The sequence below is a fragment of the Tateyamaria sp. GN1-10 genome (assembly GCF_055693845.1).
This window is the reverse complement of record NZ_JBVFUR010000004.1, coordinates 3,039,089-3,065,339: the sequence shown is the minus strand read 5'-3', so window position 1 is coordinate 3,065,339 and position 26,251 is coordinate 3,039,089. Positions and strand designations below refer to the sequence as shown.

23 protein-coding genes and 2 pseudogenes are annotated in these 26,251 nt (G+C 61.3%); 9 read left to right on the top strand and 16 right to left on the bottom strand.

Translation table 11 applies throughout. From position 1 onward, the window contains the following. Positions 1–113 precede the first annotated feature (113 nt). From ACZ1HN_RS17160 to ACZ1HN_RS17140, 5 genes are read right to left on the bottom strand one after another with little or no spacing between them, the layout of a single operon-like run. Positions 114–971 carry an amidohydrolase family protein gene (locus tag ACZ1HN_RS17160; protein WP_472728368.1) on the bottom strand — a complete coding sequence of 286 codons (858 nt, stop codon included), beginning with the start codon at positions 969–971 and terminating at the stop codon, positions 114–116. After that, positions 964–2,556, bottom strand: a complete 1,593-nt coding sequence (locus tag ACZ1HN_RS17155; protein ID WP_472728367.1) for an ATP-dependent DNA ligase — start codon at positions 2,554–2,556, stop codon at positions 964–966. The genes ACZ1HN_RS17160 and ACZ1HN_RS17155 overlap by 8 nt, the downstream gene beginning before the upstream one ends. Further along, positions 2,553–3,557: a ligase-associated DNA damage response exonuclease gene (locus ACZ1HN_RS17150; RefSeq protein WP_472728366.1), complete on the bottom strand. Its 1,005-nt coding sequence runs from the start codon at positions 3,555–3,557 to the stop codon at positions 2,553–2,555. Before ACZ1HN_RS17150 ends, ACZ1HN_RS17155 begins: the two co-directional genes overlap by 4 nt. Positions 3,558–3,595: 38 nt before the next feature. Continuing rightward, complete coding sequence (locus ACZ1HN_RS17145; protein WP_472728365.1) at positions 3,596–4,504, bottom strand: alpha/beta fold hydrolase; 909 nt, start codon at positions 4,502–4,504, stop codon at positions 3,596–3,598. Between the two features lie 31 nt (positions 4,505–4,535). Beyond that, the gene (locus ACZ1HN_RS17140; protein ID WP_299200962.1) at positions 4,536–4,826 is read right to left on the bottom strand and encodes an SCP2 sterol-binding domain-containing protein; all 291 of its coding nucleotides are present in this window, start codon (positions 4,824–4,826) and stop codon (positions 4,536–4,538) included. A gap of 86 nt (positions 4,827–4,912) precedes the next feature. On the opposite strand from ACZ1HN_RS17140, the gene ACZ1HN_RS17135 reads away from it, so the two are divergent. From ACZ1HN_RS17135 to ACZ1HN_RS17115, 5 genes and pseudogenes are all read left to right on the top strand, one after another. Beyond that, complete coding sequence (locus ACZ1HN_RS17135) at positions 4,913–5,458, top strand: tetratricopeptide repeat protein (RefSeq protein ID WP_299699165.1); 546 nt, start codon at positions 4,913–4,915, stop codon at positions 5,456–5,458. Positions 5,459–5,475: 17 nt separating this feature from the next. After that, positions 5,476–8,310: pseudogene (locus ACZ1HN_RS17130) on the top strand (helicase-related protein). After that, positions 8,311–8,697 (top strand): RNA-binding S4 domain-containing protein, encoded by a 387-nt coding sequence (locus tag ACZ1HN_RS17125; RefSeq protein ID WP_299200956.1) that lies wholly within the window; start codon positions 8,311–8,313, stop codon positions 8,695–8,697. A gap of 51 nt (positions 8,698–8,748) precedes the next feature. Beyond that, on the top strand, positions 8,749–9,084 hold the full coding sequence (gene fdxA / locus ACZ1HN_RS17120; protein WP_299200954.1) for a ferredoxin FdxA: 336 nt from the start codon (positions 8,749–8,751) through the stop codon (positions 9,082–9,084). A 289-nt stretch (positions 9,085–9,373) separates the two neighbouring features. Further along, entirely contained in the window at positions 9,374–9,886 is a 513-nt protein-coding gene (locus tag ACZ1HN_RS17115; protein ID WP_299200952.1) for a CarD family transcriptional regulator, read from the top strand. 62 nt (positions 9,887–9,948) lie between these two features. On the opposite strand, the gene cobS is transcribed toward ACZ1HN_RS17115, so the two are convergent. Next, positions 9,949–10,713 (bottom strand): adenosylcobinamide-GDP ribazoletransferase, encoded by a 765-nt coding sequence (cobS, locus tag ACZ1HN_RS17110; protein WP_472728364.1) that lies wholly within the window; start codon positions 10,711–10,713, stop codon positions 9,949–9,951. Between the two features lie 71 nt (positions 10,714–10,784). Between cobS and cobT the strand changes: the two genes are divergently transcribed. Then, a complete protein-coding gene (cobT, locus tag ACZ1HN_RS17105) occupies positions 10,785–11,792 on the top strand; it encodes a nicotinate-nucleotide--dimethylbenzimidazole phosphoribosyltransferase (protein ID WP_472728363.1) in 1,008 nt (335 codons plus the stop codon). 59 nt (positions 11,793–11,851) lie between these two features. Here the strand turns inward: cobT and ACZ1HN_RS17100 are convergent. Together ACZ1HN_RS17100 and ACZ1HN_RS17095 are read right to left on the bottom strand one after the other, a co-directional pair. Further along, positions 11,852–13,733, bottom strand: a pseudogene (locus ACZ1HN_RS17100) (cation:proton antiporter domain-containing protein). A 211-nt stretch (positions 13,734–13,944) separates the two neighbouring features. Then, positions 13,945–14,400: an Lrp/AsnC family transcriptional regulator gene (locus tag ACZ1HN_RS17095; protein ID WP_299597867.1), complete on the bottom strand. Its 456-nt coding sequence runs from the start codon at positions 14,398–14,400 to the stop codon at positions 13,945–13,947. 136 nt (positions 14,401–14,536) lie between these two features. On the opposite strand from ACZ1HN_RS17095, the gene hppD reads away from it, so the two are divergent. After that, positions 14,537–15,631, top strand: coding sequence for a 4-hydroxyphenylpyruvate dioxygenase (hppD, locus tag ACZ1HN_RS17090; protein WP_472728362.1), 1,095 nt, complete (start codon positions 14,537–14,539; stop codon positions 15,629–15,631). Positions 15,632–15,689: 58 nt separating this feature from the next. Here hppD and ACZ1HN_RS17085 read toward each other — a convergent pair whose 3' ends face one another. Next, on the bottom strand, positions 15,690–18,518 hold the full coding sequence (locus ACZ1HN_RS17085) for a hypothetical protein (RefSeq protein WP_472728361.1): 2,829 nt from the start codon (positions 18,516–18,518) through the stop codon (positions 15,690–15,692). A gap of 162 nt (positions 18,519–18,680) precedes the next feature. On the opposite strand from ACZ1HN_RS17085, the gene ACZ1HN_RS17080 reads away from it, so the two are divergent. Next, positions 18,681–19,358 carry an SIMPL domain-containing protein gene (locus ACZ1HN_RS17080; RefSeq protein ID WP_299200930.1) on the top strand — a complete coding sequence of 226 codons (678 nt, stop codon included), beginning with the start codon at positions 18,681–18,683 and terminating at the stop codon, positions 19,356–19,358. Between the two features lie 129 nt (positions 19,359–19,487). Here the strand turns inward: ACZ1HN_RS17080 and ACZ1HN_RS17075 are convergent, their stop codons facing one another. The 7 genes from ACZ1HN_RS17075 to ACZ1HN_RS17045 form a co-directional block, all read right to left on the bottom strand. Further along, complete coding sequence (locus ACZ1HN_RS17075; protein ID WP_472728360.1) at positions 19,488–20,780, bottom strand: O-acetylhomoserine aminocarboxypropyltransferase/cysteine synthase family protein; 1,293 nt, start codon at positions 20,778–20,780, stop codon at positions 19,488–19,490. 102 nt (positions 20,781–20,882) lie between these two features. Next, positions 20,883–21,320, bottom strand: a complete 438-nt coding sequence (locus tag ACZ1HN_RS17070) for a hypothetical protein (protein ID WP_299597852.1) — start codon at positions 21,318–21,320, stop codon at positions 20,883–20,885. Positions 21,321–21,445: 125 nt separating this feature from the next. Next, complete coding sequence (locus tag ACZ1HN_RS17065; protein ID WP_472728359.1) at positions 21,446–22,453, bottom strand: hypothetical protein; 1,008 nt, start codon at positions 22,451–22,453, stop codon at positions 21,446–21,448. Between the two features lie 78 nt (positions 22,454–22,531). After that, a complete protein-coding gene (locus tag ACZ1HN_RS17060) occupies positions 22,532–22,795 on the bottom strand; it encodes a hypothetical protein (RefSeq protein ID WP_472728358.1) in 264 nt (87 codons plus the stop codon). Next, positions 22,792–23,547, bottom strand: a complete 756-nt coding sequence (locus ACZ1HN_RS17055) for a hypothetical protein (protein ID WP_472728357.1) — start codon at positions 23,545–23,547, stop codon at positions 22,792–22,794. Before ACZ1HN_RS17055 ends, ACZ1HN_RS17060 begins: the two co-directional genes overlap by 4 nt. After that, entirely contained in the window at positions 23,544–24,617 is a 1,074-nt protein-coding gene (locus tag ACZ1HN_RS17050; RefSeq protein ID WP_472728356.1) for a Rieske 2Fe-2S domain-containing protein, read from the bottom strand. Before ACZ1HN_RS17050 ends, ACZ1HN_RS17055 begins: the two co-directional genes overlap by 4 nt. Then, positions 24,614–24,985: a hypothetical protein gene (locus ACZ1HN_RS17045; RefSeq protein WP_299699177.1), complete on the bottom strand. Its 372-nt coding sequence runs from the start codon at positions 24,983–24,985 to the stop codon at positions 24,614–24,616. The genes ACZ1HN_RS17050 and ACZ1HN_RS17045 overlap by 4 nt, the downstream gene beginning before the upstream one ends. 237 nt (positions 24,986–25,222) lie before the next feature. Here ACZ1HN_RS17045 and ACZ1HN_RS17040 point away from each other — a divergent pair, with 237 nt between their 5' ends. Then, positions 25,223–26,188 carry a glycine betaine ABC transporter substrate-binding protein gene (locus tag ACZ1HN_RS17040; RefSeq protein WP_472728355.1) on the top strand — a complete coding sequence of 322 codons (966 nt, stop codon included), beginning with the start codon at positions 25,223–25,225 and terminating at the stop codon, positions 26,186–26,188. Positions 26,189–26,251 lie beyond the last annotated feature (63 nt).

Below are 26,251 nucleotides of genomic sequence, written 5' to 3'. Positions count from 1 at the left end.
GCCCATAGGTATGGGGCGTCGTCGGGAGGAGCAAGGGGTTCACCGCGCCCGGTGCGCGGCGACCGGCTGGGGCTCTGCCCCAGACCCCGAGGTATTTTTGGCCAGAAGAAAGGCTAAGGGGTGAAGAGGCGGTTGGGCGTGTCGAGGAAGATCTTTTGTCGTTCTTCTTCAGTTGTGATGGATGACAGGTTGTCGGCCAGTGTGGCGGCGTGGGGCATCTGCGCGCCGTTCAGCATGATGTGGGGCCAGTCGGAGCCCCAGAGGCAGGCATCTGGGTTGGCGTCAATCAGGCGGCGCATCAGCGGGTGGGTTTGGATGATGTCGTCCTTCAGCCGGTAGGGAGCGGAGAGTTTGACGAAGGCGTGACCCTCGGCCAGCAGGGCACAGAGGGTGTCGATGGCTGTTGTGTTCGGGTTGAGGTCGGTGGGCCAGCCGCAATGGTCGATGACCAGTGGGACGGGCAGGGCGCGGATGTCGTCGGCCAGCTCCGCGATATGCTGGTCGGCGTGCAGGAGCATCTGGATGTGCATCCCGTGATCGGCCAGCGTGGACGCCATGGCCTTGGCTCCGTCCCATGTGAGCACGCCGCCGTGGACGTAGTTCAGGCGGACGGCGACGATTTTGTTGTCTGCAAACTGCCTGATGTCGCGTGTCGGTGCGCCATCCGGCAGAAGGCCCACGCCTTTGAAGCCCCGGCCCATGGCGCGCACCGCTTCGAGCGTCACGGTGTTGTCGGTGCCGTAGAGGATGGAGTGGACGATAAGGCTGTTTGAGCAGCCAAGCGCGTCCAGGTGGGCGCGGTAGCGGGTGAGCCAGCCATCGAAGTCGATGCCTTTGGCCGGGTTTTCTGCGCGGGTGGGCGAGAGGGGGTGTTCGGGGCCGCCCAGCAGGTGCACATGGGCGTCCCATGCGCCTGTGGGCAGTGCCGTTTCGGGGGTTGTTGGTGCAGGCGGCGGCGGGGCGCTATCCATAGGTCTTGAGCATCTCGTTCAGGTCGTCGAGGCTGTTGGCCTCTTGCACGGATTTGTCGTGCCGCCACCGTGACATGCGAGGAAAGCGCAGCGCCACCCCTGATTTATGGCGGGAAGAGGCCTGGATGCCCTCGAACGCGATTTCGAACACGTGGTGGGGCGTGACTTGGCGGACAGGGCCGAAGCGTTGCTGGGTGTTCTTTTTGACCCATGCGGTGATCTTGCGGAACTCTTCGTCGGTGAGGCCCGAATAGGCCTTGGTGAAGGGGACGAGGTCATTGCCGTTCCAGACGGCGAAGGTGAAGTCAGTGAACAGGTTTGCGCGCCGCCCGTGGCCCGATTGGGCATAGATCATCACGGCGTCGATGGTGAGCGGGTCGAGCTTCCATTTCCACCAGTCGCCTTTTTTGCGGCCTGTCAGGTACGGACTGTCGCTGCGTTTCAGCATCAGCCCTTCGGCCTGGGCGTCGCGGGCGGTGGCGCGGGTTTGGGCGAGCGTGTCCCAACTGTCGAACGGCACGGTGGGAGAGAGCCTGACCGGCGCGTCATCGGGCAGTGAGGCGCATAGGGTTTCGAGGGTTGCGCGGCGGTCCTGAAGTGGTGTTTGCCGCAGGTCCGCGCCGCCCCATTCGAGTAGATCGTAGGCATAGAGGATCACCGGCGCTTCGCTCAGCAGCTTCTTGGGCACCGTCTTGCGCCCGATCCGCTTTTGCAGGGCGTTGAAGTTTTGTGGAGCGCCGTCGCCCCATGCCAGCAATTCACCATCGAGTACCGTGCCGTCGGGGATAAAGTCGCGGGCGCGGGCCAGTTCGGGGAAACGGTCGGTCATCAGCTCTTCGCCACGGGACCAGACGAAATGTTTGCCGTCGCGCAGGATGAGTTGGCCGCGGATGCCGTCCCACTTCCATTCCGCCTGCCAATCCTTTGGTTCGCCCAGGTTTTCCGGTTCATCTTCCAGCGCGTAGGCGAGGTAGAACGGGTACGGGCGCGAGGCATTGGCGGCGGGGTCATCTTCGAGGATCAGCTGTGCCCAGGTGGTTGTGGCCGGGTCCCAATCGCCCATCAGACGATGGGCCATCTCGGCCTCGTCCTTGTCCGTGGCGCGGGCCAATGCGCGGGTCATAAGTTTCTGACTGACGCCGATCCGGAAGCCGCCGGTGAGCAGCTTGTTGAAGAGGAAGCGTTGAGTGGGATCGAGCGAGGCCCAGGCGTCGAGAACGAAGGCTCTGCGGTCCGGTTCTTCGACTTGAGAGAGGTCGCGCAACGCATTGATCCAATGCGTCAATCCGTGATCCGTTTCAGTGTCGGGCGGGGGCAGGACCAGTGCGATGGTTTCCGCCAGATCACCGACAATGGGATAAGCCTCTTCAAACAGCCACAGCGGGATGCCCGCCACCTCGGCCCCCCACTCGCGCAGGCGCGTGGTGTTGACCGCGCGCTTGGGGCGTCGGCCCGAGAAGATGGCGATGGTCCAGATGCGGTCTTCTTCCGGGGCCTCTTGGAAATACTCTGCCAAGGCCGCGACCTTGACCGTTGTCTTTGTGGATTGGTCGATGGCGTTGAACAGCGCGGCAAAGCGTTTCATGCCGCTTCGTCCTCAGCATCCTCGCCGCCGAACTCGGTCTGCAGTACTTGCGCGTTCCAACCCTGATCATTCAGATATCGCGTGAATATTTCCGTGTAACCATGTGTGACGTATATGTTTTCTGCCCCTGTATCCGTGATGGCAGACAGCAGACCAGACCAGTCCGCGTGGTCCGAGATGACAAAGCCGCGGTCGCCTGCGCGCCGCCGGCGGATGCCGCGTAGAGCCATCCACCCGGAGGCGAAGGCGTTTTCTTGCGCTCCGAATTTGCGCGCCCACGCGGACCCGAGCGCCGAGGGCGGTGCCAGAACAATTGCGCCCCGATGATCCTTGGGGTTCAGGTCGGGTCTGGCTTGCACAGTGTCGGGCAGTGCAATCCCCTGTGCCCGCATTACCGCATTGGTGTTCTCGATGGCCGTGTGCGTCAGGATCGGGCCGATGTCGGGGTTCAGCATGGACATGAGCCGTTGCGCCTTGCCCAACGCATAACAGCCGAGAAAGGCGGTTTTGCCTGCTGCGGCGCACCCCGCCCACCAATCGTTGATTTGCGCAGCGATGACGGCCTGATCCTGCCAGCGGAAGACGGGCAGGCCGAACGTGCTTTCGGTGATGAAGTGGTGACATTTGACCGGTTCGAACGGGGTCGAGAGGCCGTCATCCACCATCTTGTAGTCGCCTGAAGCGACCCACACTTCGCCCTCCACTTCGACTCGGATCTGGGCTGAGCCGGGCACGTGTCCAGCCGGGTGAAACGACACGGTTGCGCCGCCGATCTGTAACCGCTCGCCATAACCAATTGTGTCTATGGACACATCGCCGAGGCGGTGGCGCATTACTGGCGCGGCAATATCAGTGGCCAGATACGATTCCATCCCCCGGCGCGCATGGTCTGCGTGGCCGTGGGTGATCAGCGCCCGGCTCACCGGTTTCCACGGGTCGATGTAAAAATCACCTGCGGGGCAGTAGATGCCTGCGGGGGTAAAGGTCAGTGCGCCGCTCATGTGAGCGAACCTAGCATGTCTGGAGGGTCAGACCAGCCTCAGGCTGCGCCGGCGAAACGGGCGGTCATGGTGTCAAAGATGCCCGTGCGGGCCTTGGCAGCTTCCATGAGCACTTCGTGCTCACCGCCGTGGATCAAGTGCAGGTTGCCGTCTTCCCAACTGTCCATGCGGTTGTGGATGCGCCCCACATGGACAATGCGCTCGTTTGTTCCAAGGAAGGTGTCGCAAGGCAGTTTCGGGGCCGCCATGCGCGACAAGGCCAATGTTTCATCCAGTGCCTCGCGCAACCACACGAAACTGGGGCCGCCGAGGGCGAGGTCAGGATGTGCGTGCAACTGGTCGCGCATCATGTCGAACATCTCGAGATCGGTGGTGAGCAGGTTGTCTTCGAACGGTGCCGTCAGAACGTAGGAATCGATGATGGTGCCAGGCGGCAGGCGGTGGCCCTGTCCGATGGCAGGCATCATGCGGCCCAAGGCCCAGGCGACCGGGCGCAGGTGGGCCGAGATGCGGATGCCCCACATCGGGCCGGTAAAGGCGGCAGCACTGACAGGCAGCCCTTCGTAGAGCGAGCGCAGGCCGATACAGCCGCCCATCGAATGCCCCAGCAGGAAAAATGGCTCTGGCAGGCCCAGTTCCCGGGCTGCAGTGACCATCGCGGTCACATCATGCTGATAGTCGGAAAACGCAAGAACGTGGCCCATCCGGGCATCGTCCAACATCCGGTCGGCCAGACCCTGACCACGCCAATCGATGCTGATAGTCGCGAAGCCGCGCTCGGCAAGCTCACCTGCCGACGGCGCGTATTTCTCTATGTACTCGGTGCGGCCGGGAAACAGCAGGACTGTCCCCTTGGCCGCGTCAGGCTGCCAAACGCCCAACCGAATGCGCACACCGTCCTCTGTGGTCACCCAGTAGGCGGTGCCGTCCAGCGGTGCAGGATGCACATCGGTGAAAAGGGGGCAGCTGACAGGGTCATCAGGCCAGCACGGACGCCAGTTTCATGGCCATGCCCATGTCGCCATCGACCTTGAGCTTGCCCGTCATGAAGGCAGATGTCGGGTTCGTGTCGCCCTCGAGGATGGAGCGGAACGTGTCTGCGTCTGCCGACAGGGTCACGTCGGCCTCTTCATCGGCGGCACGTGCGCCATTTTCGTCCATCATGATGGCGCCTTCGCCTTCGATGTCGAATTTCGCGGTGCCGGTGAAATCTGCGCCAGCCAGCTTTTCGTTCAAGACGGCCACGGCCTCGGTCACTGTGTCACTCATCTTTGATGCCCTTTTTGGTCTGTGGACGGGTACGGTCTCTGGAATTTGCGGCCCGGCCTGTTACATTCATTGTTATGGGCACTCACTTGCGTAAACTCTACCCTGTCGTCACGGCACTTTTACTGACAGTAGGGAATTCCTTACCCGCCTTGGCGCAATCATCGCTTGACGAGAAGTTGCAGGCTTTGCAGGACGCTGAACCGGCCGAAGCCACGCGGCTCACGCGCGAGATTGAGCGGGAGTGGTCGCAATCGGGCTCCACGTCGCTTGATATGCTGCTGCGTCGTGGACGCGACGCGCTCGAGGAACAGAAGCCGGACATTGCGATCGAGCATCTGACCGCCTTGATTGATCATGCTCCTGATTTTGCCGAAGGCTGGCACGCGCGCGCCACTGCTTTTTATATGAAGGACCTCTATGGCCCGGCGATCAGTGACCTTGAAAAGGCGCTGACCCTGAACCCGGACAATTACAATGCCATGTTCGGTCTGGGCGTCATGTTTCAGGAGTTCGGGGACAACGTGCGCGCGGAACGGGCTTTTCAACAGGTTCTCGACTTGCATCCGCACCATGAAAACGCCACCAAGGCGCTTGAGCAGCTGAAAGCCCAAGGGATCGGCCGCACTCTGTAAGTACCGGGGGACAGCCCATGTCGGGCGACGCGCGGGTGGTTGCCGTTCTCGGCCCCACCAACACAGGCAAAACCACCTATGCCATCGAACGGATGCTGGGCCACCGCACAGGTGTGATTGGCCTGCCGCTGCGCCTGCTTGCGCGCGAGGTTTATGACCGCATCGTTGCGCTGCGCGGCCCGTCTGTCGTGGCGCTGGTGACAGGGGAGGAGCGTATTGTCCCGCCCCGCACGCAGTACTGGGTCTGTACGGTCGAGGCGATGCCCGAGGGCATGGGCTGTGATTTTCTGGCCGTGGACGAGATCCAGCTTTGCGCCGATCCCGAGCGCGGTCATGTCTTTACCGACCGGCTGCTCAGGGCGCGCGGCCTGCACGAAACGCTGTTTCTTGGCTCCGACACCATGCGCGGTCCAATCTCTGCCCTTGTGCCCGAGGCGCAGTTCATGCGGCGCGAGCGGATGTCGCAGCTTATCTATTCCGGTCAGAAAAAGATTTCGCGCATGCGGCCCCGGTCGGCAATTGTCGGATTCTCGGTTGATAATGTCTATGCCATCGCCGAGCTGATCCGCCGTCAAAAGGGCGGGGCGGCTGTGGTGATGGGCGCGCTCAGCCCCCGCACGCGCAATGCGCAAGTCGACATGTACCAGAACGGCGAGGTGGATTTCCTGGTCGCGACCGATGCCATCGGCATGGGACTGAACCTGGACATTGATCATGTGGCCTTTTCCTCGCTCACCAAGTTCGACGGGCGGCGGATGCGCGCGCTGGCGCCCAATGAATTGGCGCAGATCGCGGGCCGGGCGGGGCGGGGGCAAAAGGATGGGACGTTTGGCGTCACGGGCGATGTCAGTCCGCTGGATGAGGGTGTTGCGCAGGCCATCATGGACCACCGCTTTACCCCGCTCAGCAAGCTGCAATGGCGCAACCATGCCCTACAATTCGGCACCATCGACGCACTGGTGCGCAGCCTTGAGGCACCGTCGGATCACGAGGTGCTGGTCAAGGCACGGGAGGCCGACGACCTGCAGGTCTTGAAATCGCTCGCTGAAAGCGCCGAGGTGACGGCCCGATGCACCGATGCCCAATCGGTTCGCCTGCTGTGGGATGTATGCCGCGTGCCGGATTTCCGGGGTATCTCTCATCAGGAGCATTCGTCGTTGCTTGACGTGATCTTTCGCTACCTGCATGAACGCGGGTCTATCCCGAATGACTGGATGGCGCGGCAGATCAAGCGGATCGACCGTGCCGATGGCGACATCGATGCCATATCAAAGCGATTGGCGTTTATCCGCACATGGACCTATGTCGCCCAACGCAAAGGCTGGGTGGACGACGAAAGCCATTGGCGGGACGAGACGCGCCATGTAGAAGACCGCTTGTCAGATGCTCTTCACGAGAAACTGACTCAAAGATTTGTAGACCGGCGCACGAGCGTGCTCTTGCGCCGGCTAGGCCAGAAGGAGGCCATGGTGGCCGAAGTAAATGACGCAGGTGAAGTGACTGTCGAAGGCGAGTTCGTCGGCAAGTTGGACGGGTTCCGGTTCTCTCAGGACAAGGGGGCGGGGGCGGCCGAGGCCAAGACGATCAAGACCGCCGCGCTGCAAGCGCTGGCGCCGCATTTCCACCTGCGGGCCGACAGGTTCTATAATGCGCCGGATACCGAACTGGATTTCACCGAACAGGGCGGCCTGATGTGGGGCAGCTCTGCCGTGGGCAAGCTGGTGGCGGGGCAGGACCCGCTGAAGCCCATGGTCGAGGTGTTCGTGGATGATGTTGCTGGTCCCGAGGTTGCGCAGAAGGTGCAGCGCCGTCTGCAACATTTCATCGACCGCAAGGTTGCTGCGTTGTTCGAGCCGCTGATTGCGATGCAGAAGGATGAGGCGCTGGCCGGTCTGGCCAAGGGCTTTGCCTTCCAGATGATCGAGGGGTTGGGCGTGCTGCCCCGCGCCGCCGTCGCCGATGACGTCAAAGCGCTGGATCAGGATGCGCGCGGGCTGCTGCGCAAGCACGGCATCCGCTTTGGTCAGTTCACCATCTTCATGCCTTTGCTGTTGAAACCCGCACCCACGCGCCTGCGCCTGGTGCTGTGGTCATTGGCAAATGGGCTTTCTGAATTCCCTGAATCTCCGCCCCCGGTCTGGTCACCGTGCCCGCGATGGCGGATGGCCCACAGGGTGTGGACACGATGTCGGGCTACCGTAATGCGGGCGAGCGTGCGATCCGCATCGATATGCTGGAGCGGCTGGCCGACATGCTGCGCGCCGAGGATCTCGCGCGGCGGGTTCGAGGCCAAGGCCGATATGCTGTCGATCACCGGCATGACGCTTGAACAATTCTCGGGCCTGATGGAAGGGCTGGGCTACAAGTCGGAGAAAGGTGAGCGCGAAAAGGTCAAAGTTGCTGACGCAGTTTCGACGGCCGATGCGAAACCTGAAGCCGAGGCCGCACCCGCTGAAACTGCGGCTGAGGAGGTGGAGACACCCGAAAAGGCCGAAATGCCCGAAAAGACTGAAGCGCCACAAACGGAGAGTGCCGAGGCTGTGGAAGCGCCCGAAGCCAATTCGGAAGACGTTCCGGTCGCCGATGGTGACGAGGAAGCCGCCGGGCCAGAGATGGAGGTCTTCTATACCTTCACCTGGGGTCGCAGCGCCGGGAATCGCCGTCCGCAACAAGGCGGCAAACCACGTGGCAAAGGCGGCCCCAAAGGTGGCAAGCCCAAGGGCAAAGGTCCGCGTCGTGATGGCGGCAACAAACCTCAGAACTTCTCGAGCCGACCGCCGAAGAAGGAAAAGGCGATTGACCCCGACAACCCCTTTGCTGCAGCCCTTATGGGGTTGAAGGACGACAAATAAGTGGCTGATGAAGCTGGCAAACTGCGGCTGGACAAGTGGCTGTGGTTTGCGCGCTTCTTCAAGACACGGTCGTTGGCGGCCACGCGTGTTGCCGCTGGTGACGTGCGCGTCAACGGTGATCGGGTCACCAAGCGATCGACCACGATCAGTCCCGGTGATGTGCTGACCTTTTCACAAGGTCGTGTGGTCCGGGTAATCGAGGTCAAAGCCATCGGCACACGCCGGGGACCTGCTCCCGAAGCGCAGGCGCTTTATAATGATATGTCCCCGCCACCGCCGCCCAAGGAAACGCCTGTTCCGGAAAACCCAAGGTTCGAAGGAAAAGGACGCCCGACCAAGAAAGACAGGCGGCAAGCTGATCTTTCCCGGTCGCGCCATCTTGAATGATGGCCTGCACTCCTTTAGCTAAGCTATGCCCGACAAGATGAGACACCCCTTATGACCTATATCGTCAACGACGCCTGCATTGCCTGCAAATACACCGACTGTGTCGAGGTATGTCCGGTCGATTGTTTCTACGAGGGCGAGAACATGTTGGTGATCCACCCCGATGAATGCATCGACTGTGGGGTGTGCGAACCCGAATGCCCCGCCGACGCGATCCGCCCCGATACGGAGCCGGACATGGAAAAGTGGGTCGAGTTCAACCGCAAGTATTCCGAGATGTGGCCGGTGATCATCACCAAGAAGGACCCGCTGCCCACCGCCGAAGAGATGGACGGCAAAGAGGGTAAGATGGATATGTTTTCGGAAAATCCGGGCGAGGGCGGCTAAGTGACCGAATCGCTTTGGGGTGGTTTCTTTGCCCTGAAATCGAGACGGAATGACTTGGAAAATCAGGGGCTTCCGAAAGTTTCCTTTGAGTAAACTTCCGAGAGCCCGTTTTTTGTGATATACTCTTTGAGCAACAGACAGATGGACGCTGCCCTGATCCGTCGCCAACGCGACAGATTTGACTGAAATTTTGACCCGAACCGCACCAAGACGTGGCAGCGCATGCCCCGCCTGATGCGGTTTTGACTGTCAAAAGGCTGGCCAACCCGGAGTCGCATGAGGATCAGGAATGACAAAATCTAAGAAACTCGACTTCCGCCCCAATGAATACGTCGTCTACCCCGCGCACGGTGTGGGTCAGATCACGTCCGTGGAAAAGCAGGAAGTGGCAGGTATCGAACTGGAATTGTTCGTCATCTCGTTCGAGAAGGACAAGATGACACTGCGTGTGCCCACCAACAAGGCGACCGAGATCGGGATGCGTGCACTGTCCAGCCCCGATGTCATCAGCCAGGCCATGAGAACCCTTAAAGGCAAGGCCAAGGTCAAGCGCGCCATGTGGTCCCGCCGGGCGCAGGAATACGAGCAAAAGATCAACTCGGGCGATCTGATCGCCATTGCCGAGGTGGTCCGCGACCTGCACCGTACCGACGACCAGCGCGAGCAAAGCTATTCCGAGCGTCAGCTTTATGAAGCGGCACTCGAGCGTCTGACCCGCGAAGTGGCCGCCGTATCCGGCGGGGACGAGATTGCTGCCGCCAAGGAAGTGGGCGACGTCCTGAGCAGCCGGATCGCTGCCTGAGAACCGGCTGACGAAAGTCGCAACGATTTGACAAAAAACGTGTCCCTGCGGGGGCACGTTTTCTATTGGGACATTGTCACCAGGGTGAGCAGAACCGCGATCTCGGTCATCACTTGTGTCGCGCCCAGAATGTCGCCTGTTTGTCCCCCGATCTTGGCGTTTGCCACCAGCCCGACGCCAAGGGTGACCGCACCCGCAGCAAGGGCGGCCATGAGACCTGCGCTGCCAGCGAGCAGTATTGCACCCACACTCCCGATCAGGACCGCAACCACGACGGCGCCCATATTCGGCGCCCCCACGCTATGGGACAGACCTGTGCTGCGCGCGTGGGGCAGGGCCAACATGAGCGGCGGCATCATCGCGCGGCTCAGCATCATCGCGGCGATCAACCCGGTCCATGACACCTCGGCCAGTCCCAGCCAGCGCAGGCCCATTACGACGATCAGCGCCAACACACCATAAGCCCCGATGCGGCTGTCCTTCATGATCTCGAGCCGCCGTTCGCGGTCGTGCCCGCCCCAGAGCCCGTCTGCCGTGTCGGCCAGCCCGTCCTCGTGCATTGCGCCAGTCAGCATGACAAGGGCGCCGAGTGTCAAACCGGCGACGATTGGTGCGCTCAAGCCCAGTCCATTCAGGACAGCGGCGAACAGTGCAAGGAGGCCGCCCAAGACCAAGCCGACGACCGGGTAGGCCCACACGGCCCGAGCACCGTGGGCAAAGGCATGATCGGGCAGTGCGGGCATGGGCAGGCGCGTCAGCAAGACCAGAGCGGCCGGCACGTCCCAAAGGCGTGCCGCAAGGGCAATGTCGGAATCATTCTGTGCCATGTCCGGTCCTGACTTGCGGGTACGTTCCGATTGGGTAAAGAGCGTGGGACGAACAGGCAAGGACAAGACCCATGAGTTTTGAAAGTTTGGATGCGCTGCGCGCTTTATTGGCCGATATGCCCGGTCCTGACAGCGCCGCCAGTGCAGGTGCGGCAGAGCGCAATGGGCAATTGACCAAGCCGCCGGGGGCTTTGGGCCGACTTGAGGATCTGGCGCAGTGGTATGCGGGCTGGCGGGGCGATGCGCGCCCGTCCATTGATGCGCCGCAGGTCATCGTCTTTGCTGGCAACCATGGCGTTGCTGCGCGCGGTGTGTCCGCCTTTCCGCCGGAAGTGACCGTTCAAATGGTTGCGAATTTCGAACAGGGTGGGGCTGCGATCAACCAGTTGGCCAAGGCTTTTGGCGCGCGCATGGACGTCGTCGCGCTGGATCTTGACCGGCCAACCGCTGATTTCACCCAAGGTCCGGCCATGACCGAGGCCGAGGTTGTAGACGCTTTGCGGGCGGGCTGGGATGCTGTTGCCGAGGATGCGGACCTGTTGATGGTCGGAGAGATGGGGATTGGCAATACAACCTCGGCCGCGGCTATCGCGGCCAAGCTGTTTGGTGGCGAGGCTGGTGATTGGACTGGGCGTGGCACCGGCGTCGAGGGCGACGCACTGGCGCTCAAAATGCAGGTTGTTGCGGACGGGGTGGCCTTGCATGCTGCCGCGACAGACGGGCTCGACGTACTGATGCGTCTGGGCGGGCGTGAGCTGGCCGGGATGGTCGGGGCCATTGCCCGCGCCCGAGCTTTGCGCATTCCAGTGATCATGGACGGCTTCATCTGTACCGCTGCGGCTGCGTGCCTTGCCAAGACGCAAGAGGATGCGCTGGATCACGTGGTGGCGGGACATGAAAGCGCCGAAGCGGCACATGGCCGGATGCTGGATGCTCTGGGTAAGGCGCCGCTATTGTCCCTTGGTCTGCGTCTTGGTGAAGGGTCCGGTGCGGCCTTGGCCATGGGGGTGCTCAAAGGGGCGATCGCCTGCCATTCCGGTATGGCGACCTTTGCCGAGGCGGGCGTGTCTGACGGCTGACGGGTGCTCTCTTTGCTGTGCAAATTCGCCCACCCGCCAACCCTGGGTAACGCGGCGTGTCAGGCGCGTTTGGGTTGTTCTTGTCGTGCAGACAATGCCGCTTCGAGCGACTTTTCGAGCGACTTGGCACGTTCGACATAAGCATCGTTTTTGGATGCAGGTATGTTGGGGTCCCACACTTCGGCCAATTGGCGGACCGCATCCCGGTCATGGGCATAGAACACCCGCTCGGCTTCGGCAGCTTCGTATTCCGTAAGGCCCAGATTTTCGAGCGCGTAGCGTCCGGCGCGCAGCGAGCCGTCGAACATCTCGCGGACGATGTCATTCGCCCCTGCCTGGTAGAGCCGGTAAACGTGCACCCGGTCATAGGCTCGTGCGATGATGTGAATATCGGGCCGTGTCTTGCGAGCATAGGCGACGAGCCGGGTGGACGCATCCTTGTCATCCAGCGCGACCACCAGAATGTGTGCGCTGTCGAGCCCGGCGGCATGCAGGATATCGGGGCGGCTGGGATCGCCCAGAAACCCTTTGAACCCGAACCGGCGCATCAGGGCGATGGTTTCCATATCGTGGTCCAGAACAACCGTCTTGAACCCGGAGCCTTGCAGCAGGCGGTTCACGATCTGCCCGAATCGGCCAATGCCCGCGATGATCACGGGGCCGTCTTCGTCAATCTCGTCGGCTTCGATTTCGACCCCGCGCTTGGCGATCTCGACGCGATTGCAGCTCGTACAGGATGAAGAGCAGGGGGGTGATCAGCATGGTCAGCGCGATGACGAGCAGAAGTGTTTCAGCCACGCCTTGCGGGATCACGCCTTGACCGACCGAGAAGGCCACGAGCACAAAGCCAAACTCTCCCGCTTGGGCGAGGCCGAGGGTAAAGAGCCAGCGGTCGCGTCCCCGGATTTTAAAGGAGACGGCCAGCAGGTAGAGCAGGCAGCCCTTGATCCCGATCACGAGGATCGCCATCGAAAGGAGCGCGGGCCAATCGCGAAACAGCAGGTCGAAGTTGATGCCCGCGCCGACCGTGATGAAGAAGAGCCCCAGCAGCAGACCCTTGAAGGGTTCAAGGTCGGATTCGAGCTCGTGTCGGAATTCCGAGCTGGCCAGCACCACACCAGCGAGGAAGGCCCCAAGAGCGGGGGACAGGCCGACAAGCATCATCAGGAAGCTGATCGACACGACGATCAGGAGGGCAAGGGCCGTGTACATCTCGCGCAGGTGGGCCGCGTGGATGAACCGGAACACGGGCCGAGTGAGAAATACACCGGCGAGGATCACGGCAATGACGGCACCGATTGTCACCAGCGTGACACCCCAGGCGGGCAAGCCTTCAACGAGGCTCATCGTGGCACCATGACCGTGATCGCCATGGTCTTCGCCAACCGCGCGGGTGATCGAGCCGTCCCCGGTGATCTGTACCGGCAGGGTCACCACAAGCAGGGGCAGGAAGGCCAGGATCGGGATCACCGCAATGTCTTGTGTGAGCAGGACCGAGAAGACGGATCGCCCGCCGCTGGTCTGCATCAACCCCTTTTCAGACAGGGTTTGCAGGACGATGGCGGTCGAAGACAGTGACAGGGTCAAACCGATGGCAAGCGCAATACCCCATGGCTGGTTGTAGGCCATGGCGACGCCCATCAGTGCCAGGGCGGACAGAACGATCTGCAACCCACCCAGGCCCAGCAGCTTGTGCCGCATGTCCCAGAGCGCCCTGGGTTCCAATTCCAGACCGATCAGGAACAGCATCACGACCACGCCGAATTCTGCGAAATGCTGAAGATCTTCGGTTTCGGCCCCGACCAGTCCCAGAACGGGACCGATGGCGATACCAGCCGCCAGATAGCCCAGAACGGACCCCAGCCCCAAGCGCGACGCCAGCGGCACGGCAATCACTGCGGCGGCCAGGTAGATCGAAGCTTGGTAGAGAAAACTTTCCATGATGGACCCTGTACGTTTCGGTCTGTTCTCAAGATGCCTCGGCGTTCGGGAAATACAAGGCGAGGGGAACAACTTGGCTTGAATTGGCTTTGGGGTGCTGCGGATGCGCGGCGGTAATAGGCGAAATCGTTCTTATGCGCCCGGGTGCGATCGTGGTTCCGGCCCTGCGGGGACACGGCAGATGGGGGCGCTGTCGTGATCCTTATGGGCCTCAGGTTGGCAGCGGTCCGTCGCGTTTGAGCTGATCCATCACGATCTGACTGTGCACGCGTGCGACGGCGGGATGGGGCAGAAGCACATCGTGGATCAATGTGTTCAGCGCCGTCAGGTCGGAACAGTAGACCCGCAGCAGGTAATCGGCCTCACCCGTCATGGTCCACGCGCTTGTCACCTCGGGCTGCGTGTCGATCAGACGTGCGAAGCTGGCGGCATGCTCTGGCCCGTGCACGGATAGCTGCACCTGCACAAATCCCTGAACGTTCAAACCGAGCCGTTTTGCATCCAGACGCGCGACGTAGCTTTCGATGTAGCCCTCAGCCTCGAGCCGCTGGCGTCTGCGCCCCACCTGGCTGGCCGACAAGTGCAGCATGGTGCTGAGCTCTTGCGCCGTCAGATGCGCGTTTTTTTGAAGGGCGGCGAGAAGACGGGTGTCGATGGAATCAAGCATGTGCGGGGTTCGGTCTGGTTTTGCCCACATGATGCGCGAAAGGCGCGTGGATTGAAAGTTCTATGCAGCATTATGCGCGGATACCGCGCGCCCGAGGCCTCATATTTGCATCAAACCTGAACAAGGAGGCATCTCCATGGGCCCGTTCCCGCACAACGCATCGAAATCGACCATTTCTGCAAACAACCCCGCTGGCACGGACGGGTTTGAGTTTGTCGAGTTTGCCCATCCCGAGCCGGAAGAGTTGCGCGCGCTCTTTGCCCGGATGGGGTATGCGAAGGTTGCGAAGCACAAGACCAAGAACATTGAGCTGTGGCAGCAGGGCGATATCACTTACGTGCTGAATGCCGAGGCGGATAGTTTCGCGGCGCCCTTTGTAGAAGAGCATGGACCCTGCGCGCCGTCGATGGGCTGGCGTGTGGTAGATGCGCAGCATGCCTTTGAGCGGGCGGTGCAGCTTGGGGCCAAACCGTATGAGGGGGATGGCAAGGTGCTGGATGTGCCCGCGATCTACGGCATTGGCGGCAGTCTGATCTATTTCGTGGATCAGTACTATGACACCTCGCCCTACAATGACGAATATGAATGGCTGGCGCAGTCCAAGTCGCGCGGTGTCGGGTTCTTCTACCTCGATCATCTGACTCACAATGTGCACAAGGGGAACATGGATAAGTGGTTCCGGTTTTATGGGGACCTGTTCAACTTCAAGGAAATCCGGTTCTTTGACATCGAGGGCAAGTTTACTGGCCTGTTGTCCCGTGCGCTGACCTCGCCCTGTGGGCGCATCCGTATTCCGATCAACGAAGACCGGGGCGAAACCGGGCAGATCGTGGCCTATCTAAAAAAATACAAGGGCGAAGGTATTCAGCACATCGCGGTGGGGTCAGACGATATCTATGACAGCACCGATGCGATTGCCGCACATGGGTTGAAGTTCATGCCGGGGCCGCCAGACACCTATTACGATCTGTCCAAGGATCGGGTTGTTGGCCACGAAGAACCGATTGAACGGATGAAGAAACATGGCATCCTGATCGATGGCGAAGGTGTCGTCGACGGGGGCGAGACCAGGATCCTGCTGCAGATCTTCTCCAAGACGGTCATTGGCCCGATCTTTTTCGAGTTTATCCAGCGCAAGGGCGATGATGGCTTTGGCGAGGGGAACTTCAAGGCGCTGTTCGAGAGCATTGAGCAGGAGCAGATCAACAGCGGTGAATTGGTGGCCGATTAGCGCCACGCGATCGTTTTCTGACAAAAACTACAAGCGCGGAAACCCTATCGGTTTCCGATTAACCCTTTGGCATCTTCAGGACGAGGTTGCGGTTGCCCTTTTGGTACCGCAACTCGCTGTCGCCGATGGCGGACACGCGCCCGCCGTCAAAGCGGTCACCCACCTTGACCTTCTGATAGCGACCGTTTTTCAACCGGACCAGTGCGCGGCGGTTAGACGGTGTGCCATAGACGCCGATCAGGTTGACGCGGCTGAGGTTGATGGCGTTGCGCACGGTTGCTTCGCGGGTGACCGATGTGGACGAGGGAATGGATGGCGTGACCGTTCTGGGGGCCACAGCGGCCACACGTTGCGGTGCTGACGCGGTGGCCGTGCGGCTGGCGCGGGCAACGACGCGATCAAAGTTTCTGGGTCGCGTCTCGGGCCGGATGGATTGTGCCACGGCGAGCGCGCTGATCGGTTCCGTCACAACGCCTTCGGCAAGGTCGGTGGTGTCGACGTCCTGAACCGGTTCCGCGTCTTGGGGGGCGGCAGGGCGCAGGCGGGGTCGCAGCAGGGCCAGTTCGGATCGCAACAGACCGCCCAGCGTTGCGCGTTCGTTCTGTTCGACCAAATCGGTCGGACGGGCCTGCGGGCGGACCTGTGCAAGCGCCGCGGTGTTCGGCGTGTCACTGCTTGTCTCTGGCGCTTCCTGCTGCTGCAGACGGGCTGCGGGTGGTTTGAGTGGGGGTGACCCCAAGAATACCGTAAACCCATCGGGGCTGAGTGCGCCGTCCTCGGTCGGGACAATGCGCCCATTGTCGTCCACCGCAAAGCGCGTGCCCGGTGGCGGTGGCGATGTGATCTCGGGCAGGGCCGCGTCGGTCAGGTAAGACCGGGTGCTAGGCACGGCAATTGCATCCAGTGCCGGGCTGATGGGGTCGATGCCGGTCACATAGAGGTCTTCGAGCACGATCAGGTCGGAGGGCGACGGGGGAATTTCCGGTGCCTTTGGCCAGATCCCAGTGACCGCATAACGCGCTTCGAGCGCGGCACTGTCGATTTCTTCCTGCTCGGTTGGATTGGGTTGCCGATCCCGCAGCGCGTCCAGAACGGCGGCATCTTCGGCTGTCAGACCATCGTCGCTGATCCCTTCGTTCAGCGACACGACAATCATCTCGTCACCTGTCTGCTCCGTAGGTTTCAGATCAACCGTCGCGCCCACATCCTCGGCCAACGCCCCTTGAACATCAGCGGGGAGGGTCGAGGCAAGGGTGCGTTCGCGTTTGGGAAACAGCTTGGCCAGACCGTCGTCGAGAAAGACCGAGGCCCATGCCGCGACACCGGCGAGAAAGACCAGCAGGATGACCGTCAGGATCAGGCCCAGAAAGCGCGGTTTACCCCCCACTTGCGCATCTGCCCGTGCGCCGAAAACGGTCATGCGCTGCGCTTCGGCATCTGTCGCCGCTGCCACTGTCTCCGCAGGTGATCTTACACGCGCAGCCAGCGCGGGCGCTTGCTGGATCGAGGGTGGGGCGGGCGGTATCCGTTTGGGCTTTCGCCGAGACAGGAAGCCGCTTTTCTCTGCGGGCGCCTTCTGTGGTGTCGGTGGTGTTTCGGGTAGCAGATCTTCAATGGGAGGGGCTGCGCGCAAGCTTTTGGCTGCTGACTGCTGTGGGTTGAGGGCAGGCGCCTTGACTGCTGCCGCGCTGGCGACGTTCAGGCGGGGTGCGGGGCGCTGTGCCGGGGCATCGCGGGTGACACCACCCAGAGGCGCCGCGGACGCGCCGTCTGTCGTCGCGCGGCGGCGTGTTGCGAACCCCATCAGAGCGGACGCCTCGTCCGGCGCTTCATCCTTTGATGCCGGGGCTGTTGCAGCCTCACCTTCTTCGGTCTCGGGCACAATATCCTTGGCCTGCAGCGTAAGCTGTTCGCTCACGTTTTTTTCTTCTGCGGCTTTCGGCTTGGCCTCTGGTTTCTTTGCGGCGGGAACCTGTGGATCAGTCTTGTCAGGCTTGTCGGCCACCGCGACGTCCGGCGGCGATGTCACATCGTCCTTTGCCCCGTCGATGTCTTTTGAAGGAGGCGTTTCGCTGTTGTGAGCCGCGGACATCTTGCGGTCACCAGGTGCGGCCTTTTCTTCAGGTTCCGGCGCACTTTTCGCGGTGGGTGCGGGTGTGTCGACCTTGGCCGTCTGCGCGGGTTCAGGCGCGCTGTCATCGGCGGTTGCATCCTGCGTCGACGCAGCTATTTCTGGCTCTGGCTCTGGCTCTGGCTCTGGCTCTGGCTCTGGCTCTGGCTCTGGCTCTGGCTCTGGCTCTGGCTCTGGCTCTGGCTCTGGCTCTGGCTCTGGCTCTGGCTCGTGCGAGACGATCACGACGCGAATACCGTCTGGCTCGACCTCTGTACCTTCGGCCAGAACATTGTCTGCATGCGCCGTTTGACCAAAGAATGGTTCGCCCAGAAACCCGTCGCCCTCGGGGGCCGCGACAAAGCTGACCGGGTGAAAGCGGTGCTCGACGGCAAACGCTTCGGCCTCGGACAGGGTTTCGCGTGCAACGGCCGCTATATGCGTTTTGTCCCCATCGACCGAGATGTCGAACGCGAGCGCATCAACAGCGTAAGGGGTGGCACCGTCAAGCGCGTCTCTCGCTGCTTCGCGCCGCGCTTCGGGATCGATGTCTCCGGTTTCGATTGTCAGATATTTGATCTGATTGTCCGGAACAATCAGCTTTGTACGGACCCGTTTGTTCTTAACCTCGTTGGCTTGTTTGCGCAGGGCCTTAAGGCTTCCGGTCAGGTCGTCGGTGCCGACATCCACTGCACCCACTTCACGCCATCCTCCTGCCGCGCGGTGCAGCAGTCGGATCCCGTCAAAGGACAAGGATAACGCAAATTCAGGCTTCATAGTTTGCCCATAACAACTGTGCGTTCCGAACGGAACACTGGGGGTGGTTGCACAAAGAATAAAGCAGGTCTTTGCCCATGCAAAGAAAAAGCCGCGTGACCGGCTTGCGCATGTGCGACCCACGCGGGAAATGTTGGAACAATATTAACGTTGGAGATTGCTATGAAACTGACTTTGGTAAGTGCCGCGATCTGGATGATGGTGGCAGGCGCGGTTGCCGCGCAGGATGACGGACCCGTGTTGTCCGTGTCGGGTGAAGGTCGGGTGGCTGTTGCCCCCGACATGGCCATGATTTCATTGGGCGTTGTGCATGTCGACAAAACGGCAGGCGATGCGATGGCCAAAGTCAGTGCCGATGCGACGGCCTTGATTGCAGTGCTGTCAGAACAGGGGATCGAGGCGCGCGACATCCAGACGTCGCAGTTGAACGTTAATCCGGTCTGGAGCGGCTTTGACTCGACCGACCGCCAGATCACCGGCTTTGAAGCGCGCAATGCGGTGACCGTGCGCGTGCGGGATCTGGATGGTTTGGGCGGTGTACTGGATCAGGTGCTTGAGGTTGGGGCCAATACGTTCAACGGATTGCAATTCCAGTTGCAGGACCCAAGTGCGGCCGAGGCCGAAGCGCGGGCTGCTGCCGTCCGGGATGCGATGGAGAAGGCGGCGCAATTGAGTGAGGCCGCCGGTGTGACCCTTGGCCCCGTGCTGAGCCTGAGCGAAGGGGGGCAAACGGCGCGACCCGAGATGTTTGCAGCCGCGCGGTCTGCCGATGTGCCTATTGCAGCGGGCGAATTGGCCGTGACGGCGCGTGTGTCGATGAGCTTTTCGCTCGAGCCTTGATCCAAAAGCCGCGCTGCGCGCGACGACATTTTTCAGGGGGCTCTGCCCCCGGCCTTCAGCCTCCCCCGGGATTTTCCTTAAACAGAGAAGGGGCGCAGCGTGAACCGCTGCACCCCTGTGTTTTCCGGATCAGCTGACGGCTTTGGACAGGGCCTGATCCAGGTCCGCGATCAGGTCGTCTGCATCCTCGATCCCGATAGAGACCCGCACCACTTCGGGCGCGGCCCCTGCGGCGCGTTGCTGTTCGGTCGTAAGCTGGCGGTGCGTGGTCGAGGCCGAGTGGATGATTAGCGACCTTGCATCGCCAAGGTTCGCCACGTGGCTGAAGATTTCCAGCGCGTTCACCAGCTTCACGCAGGCGTCGTAGCCGCCCTTGACCGCGAAGGTGAAAAGGCCACCCGCGCCGCGCGGGCAGATCTTTTTCACCCGGTCAAAATAGGGTGAGGATTTGAGGCCTGCATAGGTGACGTAATCGACACGGTCGTTTTTTTCGAGCCATTCCGCAATCTTGACCGCATTCTCGACGTGCCGGTCCATGCGCAGTGACAGTGTTTCGGTGCCCATCAGGGTGTAGTGCGCTGCCTGGGGGTTCATCGTCATGCCCAGATCGCGCAAGCCGATGGCAATGCCGTGGAAGGTGAAGGCCAGCGGGCCGAATGTCTCGTGGAACTTCAGGCCGTGATAGGCAGGTTCGGGCTGGCTGAGCGACGGGAACTTGTCATTGGCGGACCAGTCGAAGGTGCCGCTGTCCACAACGCACCCACCTGTGACAGTGCCGTTGCCGGTCAGGTACTTGGTTGTCGAGTGCACGACCAGCGTTGCGCCATGTTCGATGGGGCGGCACAGGTATGGCGTGGCCGATGTGTTGTCGACGACCAACGGGATTTCAGCCGCATCGGCAATAGCTGAAATGGCGTCGAGGTCGGTGATGTAGCCGCCGGGGTTGGCGATGGCCTCGCAGAACACGGCGCGGGTCTTGTCATTGATGGCGGCCTTGACCGCATCAAGATCGTCGAAGTCGACAAAGGTGGCTTCCCACCCGAAGCGCTTGATGGTCTGGCCGAACTGCGTGATGGTCCCGCCATAGAGCCGGGTGGATACGACCACGTTCAGGCCAGGGGCCATCAGCGGGAACAGCGCCATGATCTGTGCCGCGTGACCGGACGAACAGCAGACAGCACCTGCACCGCCCTCGAGCGTTGCAATCCGTTCCTGCAGAACGGCAACGGTGGGGTTGGTCAGGCGAGAGTAGATGTAGCCAACCTCTTGCAGGTTGAAGAGGGCGGCAGCGTGTTCTGCGTCGCGAAAGACAAAGGCGGTCGATTGATAGATCGGTGTTTGCCGCGCACCCGTTGCCGGGTCGGGCCGCGCGCCCGCATGAATTTGAAGGGTGTCAAAGCCGTATTTGGGGCCGTCGGTCATATTTCTCTCCCACCTCCGGCGGGGACCGCCGGGTCATTTGCATTGCCTGCATGGTTAGGCAATGCAACGGATGTGGGCAAGGGCAGGCGCGTTCGCGTTCCCTTAGGCGGTCTGCATCAGGGGTAGCGACGCGCAGACCTCTGGGAACCCGATGGAGGTGTAGTCGATCATCTCGATCTTGGGATGCAGGGCCATCCTGTCCTGAAATACCGCATAGCGCACCTGGCTGGTGCATTTCAGGGTGCCCGCCTCATCGAAGTGATCCCATTCCGTCCAGACCTGGGAATACCCCTTGTTCGGGATACCCGTGGCGACCACCCGCGGCGTGATTTGGGCAATGCGGGATTTGCGGGCCACGTTTCGATACAGCTCGAGGGCTTCCATCAGCACACCGGATGAGCCAAAAACCAGCAACTCGCCCCGTGTATAAAGTGGCAGCGGGTAGGTGAAGTGATCGGTCAGCAGGTCCAACCGATCATTGCAGAATGCGTGCGAAAGTGTCGTCAAAAAACGTGTAAGGGATTGCGTCATCTCAGCCATCCGAATGTGGGGATCAATTTTTATTGACTGAGCAATTAATATCCTCGCGTACGTATGTAAGGGGGAAAATGGCGCAATTTGTCTCAAAATTGCCGCGCGCAAAGTTTTTGACGCAGCGTAACCGGTCAGCGCATCCAGAACCCGTTGGATTTGATCCGGTTGCGGATGGCCTGTTCGCGCCGTGGCATGTCGTTCTGATCGAACAAGGCACGGACCTTGGCACCGCGCCCCTGAAAGACCATCCGCTTGATCGGATCGTAGCCTTTGAGGACTTTCTTGATCTTGTTTGGGGCTGTGACTTCCTCGAGGGTGTCGATCACGTTTTGACTTTCACGTGCGTAAAGAAGAGGGAAAATACGATAGTGGCAGGTGACGCTTCCGTCCAGCAGGCCATGCACGGCGCTGTCACGTCCGCCGCCAAAGCTGTGGATCACGAGCGGTAAGGCCACCTGGTCAAGCCAGGGATCAAGCGGCTGACAGACCAGCGGCGCCGGTGGCGTGTCGCGGATCGCCAATGCATAGTCCAGAAAGCGGGAGCCAAAGGCATGCGGGCAAGCGGCAAAGAAGAAGCCTGCGTTGAAGTACAGGTAGCGCTTCCAATACTCGTCAGGTTCGGTGGTATCGAGGCTGGATTCGAAATCCAGACCGAACCGGTCATAGAGGGATTTCCAGATCTCGGCGTAACCGGGGCCATAAAGCTCGATCTGTGGCCACGTGCCTTCCCGCCTGAGCGACGCCGATGGGTAGACGAAGTCGAATGGCACGGTGGTCAGGTCGCCTGTAACGAGCGTGTCGCTGTCGAAGAATACAAACGGCTCGCCTTTTGGCAAAGCCGTCAGCATCTCGATCTTGTTGCCATAGGGGTAGAGTGCGCCGAAATGACGGTTCTGGAAGCTGACAATCTCTGCCCCGAGCGCTTGCAAAGCTTCGCGCACATCGCCGGTCATGCGTGGGTCCTTGGGCCACAGCGGCCCGGGCTGCGGCTCTGCCACCAGCACGCGGCCTGCGAAGTTGGGGCTCTTGGCGCGCAAGGAGGCAACAAACAGCAGCGCCTCGTAACCAAGCCGCCCGGATTGGCCCACAAGGGCAATGTTGAACGTTGGCGGTGCCGATGTCTTGGGTTTGCGTGCCATGTGCCTGTCGATATGCGTTTTCGCTATTTTGTCGGCACTATACGCGGCAGACGGGAACGGCAAAAGCCCCAGATCCGGTCATTCTGGGGGTGGGTTCAAAAGATCGTAGAGTTTTTGCAGGCCGGTCAGGATGACGAAGGCGCCCACGGCCCAGATCAGCAGCTCGAACGGGGCGAAATCCGTACCGCGCAGCCATTGACCGACCAGCCCGCCCTGCGGGCGCAGCGCATCCACGCCGAACAGACCATCGCGCGGCCACAGGCGCAGATACCAGAACCGGGAGACATAGAACAGGATCGCCGCCGTTACTGCCGCGATGATCAGCCAGAGGATGCGCTTCATTCTGTCACCTCGATGGTGTCCACGTCGATTTCCCAGATCAGCAGATCACCGTGCTTGGTGATCTCGCCCTCGGCGGTAATGAATTGGGCCACATGGTCATAGGCTTCGCGCGGCAGGCGCGTGCCGTTCGGGCCGACGACCAGCAGAAACTCTTCGCCCAGCACGGGCTGGGTCGACACGAAAATGGGTGGCACGTCGCCCAGCAGGCACAGGTTGGCACAGGCCTTGTGCGCCAGCCCGCGCCCCGGGCGCATGGCGCCTGCAAGGCATTTGCCGTCGCAAATCTCGCCCGCCAGTTTCCAGCGGCCCTGTGGTTCGGGCGTGATGTTCGGGGCATCGCCCTCGGCCGCTTGTATTCCGTTTCGACCGCCACGCAGTTGCATCATGTAAAGATCGCCACGCTCCAGCACGATGCCAGACACCTGCGCAAGTTGGCCGTTGAGGGGCATGGCGCGGCTGTCGACACCGGATTTGCCGCCCGCCGTCATCATGAAACTGTCGCCGGGCTTGATCCGGTCGTTGCCCTCGGTCACGTGGATGACGGGATAGGGCGTCATCTCGACCACGCCGGTGACGGTCTGGCGACCATAGTCGAAGCGGAAGGCACCGGGGCCGGGGTCGTCCTGTGCGGCACCCATCAGGAAACCCGCACCTGCGAGGCCCGAAATCAACAGGATGCAGGCCGTCAGCAGGAATGTCCTCAAGGGGCCGGGGGCGGGCAGGTAGCCGACGAAGAATGGCTTCTCGCTCATGCTGTGGCTCCTTCCTCGGGCAGGTCCGGTTCGGGTTCGGGCAGGGGGACTGGTTCCACATATGTGCCGGGCGGATTGGCGTCCGGGTGCACCTCGACCATGTCGCCCATCACGCGGACGCGGTAGGTGGGGACCTTTTCGGTAAAGGGCGCAGGTGAGCGTCCATTGCGCACGTCATACTGAAAGCCGTGCCAGGGGCAGGTGACAAGGCAGTCGATGATCTTGCCTTCGCCCAGCGGCCCGTTCTGGTGGGCACAGGCGTTGGAAATGGCGCTCAGCTTGCCCTCCATCAGATAGACGGCAACACGGTCGCCGGTCGCAAGCTTTGCGATCTTGGCATAGCCTTCCCGGAAGTCATTAATGCGCGCCACCTCGGCCCATGCACCGTCTTTGGCAGCCGCCTCGGACCGTTCCTGCAGCCATGCAGCCAGATGCAGGACGATGACTGCCCCAGCACCAACAAGGAACAGTACCGTGAACACATGGTTCTGCTGATCCTGCAAAATGCCCAGGGACACATGCGCCGCGACCGAAAAATAGGCCGCATAGATCAGGTAGTGCAGCCGTTTCCACACCGGTGGCGTCAGGAACTTGAGCCAGAAGTCGTGGGATGTCGCAGCAAGGATCAGCAGACAGACCAACGCAAATATGCCAAATATTTCAAAAGGAAAGCCCGCGATCTGGCCAAAGCTGGAATTGGCATAGAGCAGGCCGACATATTTGTCCGAACTGGAGAAGGCGAAGTACCAGTTCAGGATGTAGCCCGCGTGCGTCAGGGCAACGAAGGCTGTCATCACCCCGAAATGCCGGCGATTGTAGAGCAGGGGCAGGAACCGCTTGTCCAGTCGGGCGGCAGGGCCAATGCACAAGATCACGGTCAACATGACAAAGGCGCAAGCGCCAAAGGCGCGGGCATTGTGGATTTGCGGGTTGATCGGCCACTCGTGGCTGAGCGCGCCGGGCGTGAGGTACAGAAACACCCAAAGAAACGCGGCGACACCCGCCAGCATCACGGCGTCATAGACCCACTTGTTGGGGTTCCACTGAACGGGGATATACTTGACGCTCATTGGCTTGCCCCTTCGGTCAATTGCACGGGGGCAATGTCAGCGGGCCAGGTCTGGCGCACGCTCAGGCCAGCAATGACAATGATCAAGATGCCTATGCTCATGGCGATGATCGCCAGACCATAGGAGGCACGCACCGGGCGATAGCGGTTGGCCCATGCGGCACGTTCGGTTTCAATCTGCCACCAACGCCACAGGACAATGGGCCAGATCAGCAGCACGCCGGGGATCAGGAGCGGGCGGAAAACATAGGCCCCGCGCGCATCTTCATCAATTCGGTCGATCCCGATGGTCAGGAACACGGCCGCAACAAGTGCGCCGATCATCCCCCATGTTTGCATCGCCATCACGAGGGCCTGTGCCACGTCCATGGGGTGTCGTCCTTGCGTCAGTTCTGTCGTTCCGCACTGACCCTAACAAGCTGATCCCGTTTGCCCCAAGCGCAAACTGCCGCTTTTGCCGGACAGAGCGAAATTGTGATCATAGTGCGCGGACCAGCGCGCCCAAATTCGCGGCACAGGCGGGTTTGGACTGTAAGTCCGTGCCGGTTTGGGTCTATCACTTGGCCCATCTTCTGCGAAAATACCGCCAGAACAGGGAGCAAACTCATGAAAAAACTCGCATTTGCCGCAACTTTGATGTTGGGCACCTCTGCCGCATCCATCGCCGCCGCCGAGTGTGGCGAAGTGTCGATCACGGAAATGGACTGGGCCTCGGCCGCCGTTGTGACCAACGTTGCCAAGTTCCTGATGGAGCAGGGCTATGGCTGTTCCGTCACCGTCGTGCCCACGACCACCGTGCCTGCCATGGCATCCGTAGCAGAAACGGGTGAACCCGACATCCTGACCGAGCTGTGGACCAGCTATACCGAGGTCTACGAAGACTTGCGCGGCGAGGGGAAACTGGTCGAGCTGTCCAAGGTCCTGTCCGATGGCGGGGTTGAGGCGTGGTGGATCCCGGACTACCTGGCCGAAGCGCATCCCGAGCTGAAAACGCTGGACGGCATCAAGGCCAACCCGCAACTGGTCGGAGGCCGCTTCCACGACTGCCCGTCGGGCTGGGGCTGTGACATCACCAACAGCAACAACTTCAAAGCGTCGGGTCTGGCCGATGCAGGCGTAGAGCGTTTCCAGCATGGCTCTGGCGAGACGTTGGCAACGGCCATCGCCGCCGCATATGAGGCGAAAGAGCCATGGTTCGGCTACTACTGGGCGCCGACCTCGGTTTTGGGCAAATACCCGATGGTTCAGGTGGAAATGCCCGCCTATGACGCCGAAACCCACACCTGCAACGGTCTGGAAGACTGCGCCACACCCGGCCTGTCGGCCTATCCGGTGTCCAACGTGGTGACGGCCGCGACGCAAGCCTTTGTTGACCGGGAACCGGACGCTGCGGCGCTGATGGGCAATGTCACTTTCACGAACGCCCAGATGGGCGAGGTGCTGGCGTGGCAGGAAGCCAACGAAGCCTCGAACGAAGAGGCGGCCGTGTACTTCCTGACGACCTATAAGGATGTCTGGGGTGGCTGGTTGAACGACGAGGCCCGCGGCAACCTGTCGGCTTTGCTGCAATAAGCTCGGGCGCCGGGGTCCGCCCCGGCGCAACCCTCGCCCCCTTTTGGGCGCAAGATCAAGAAA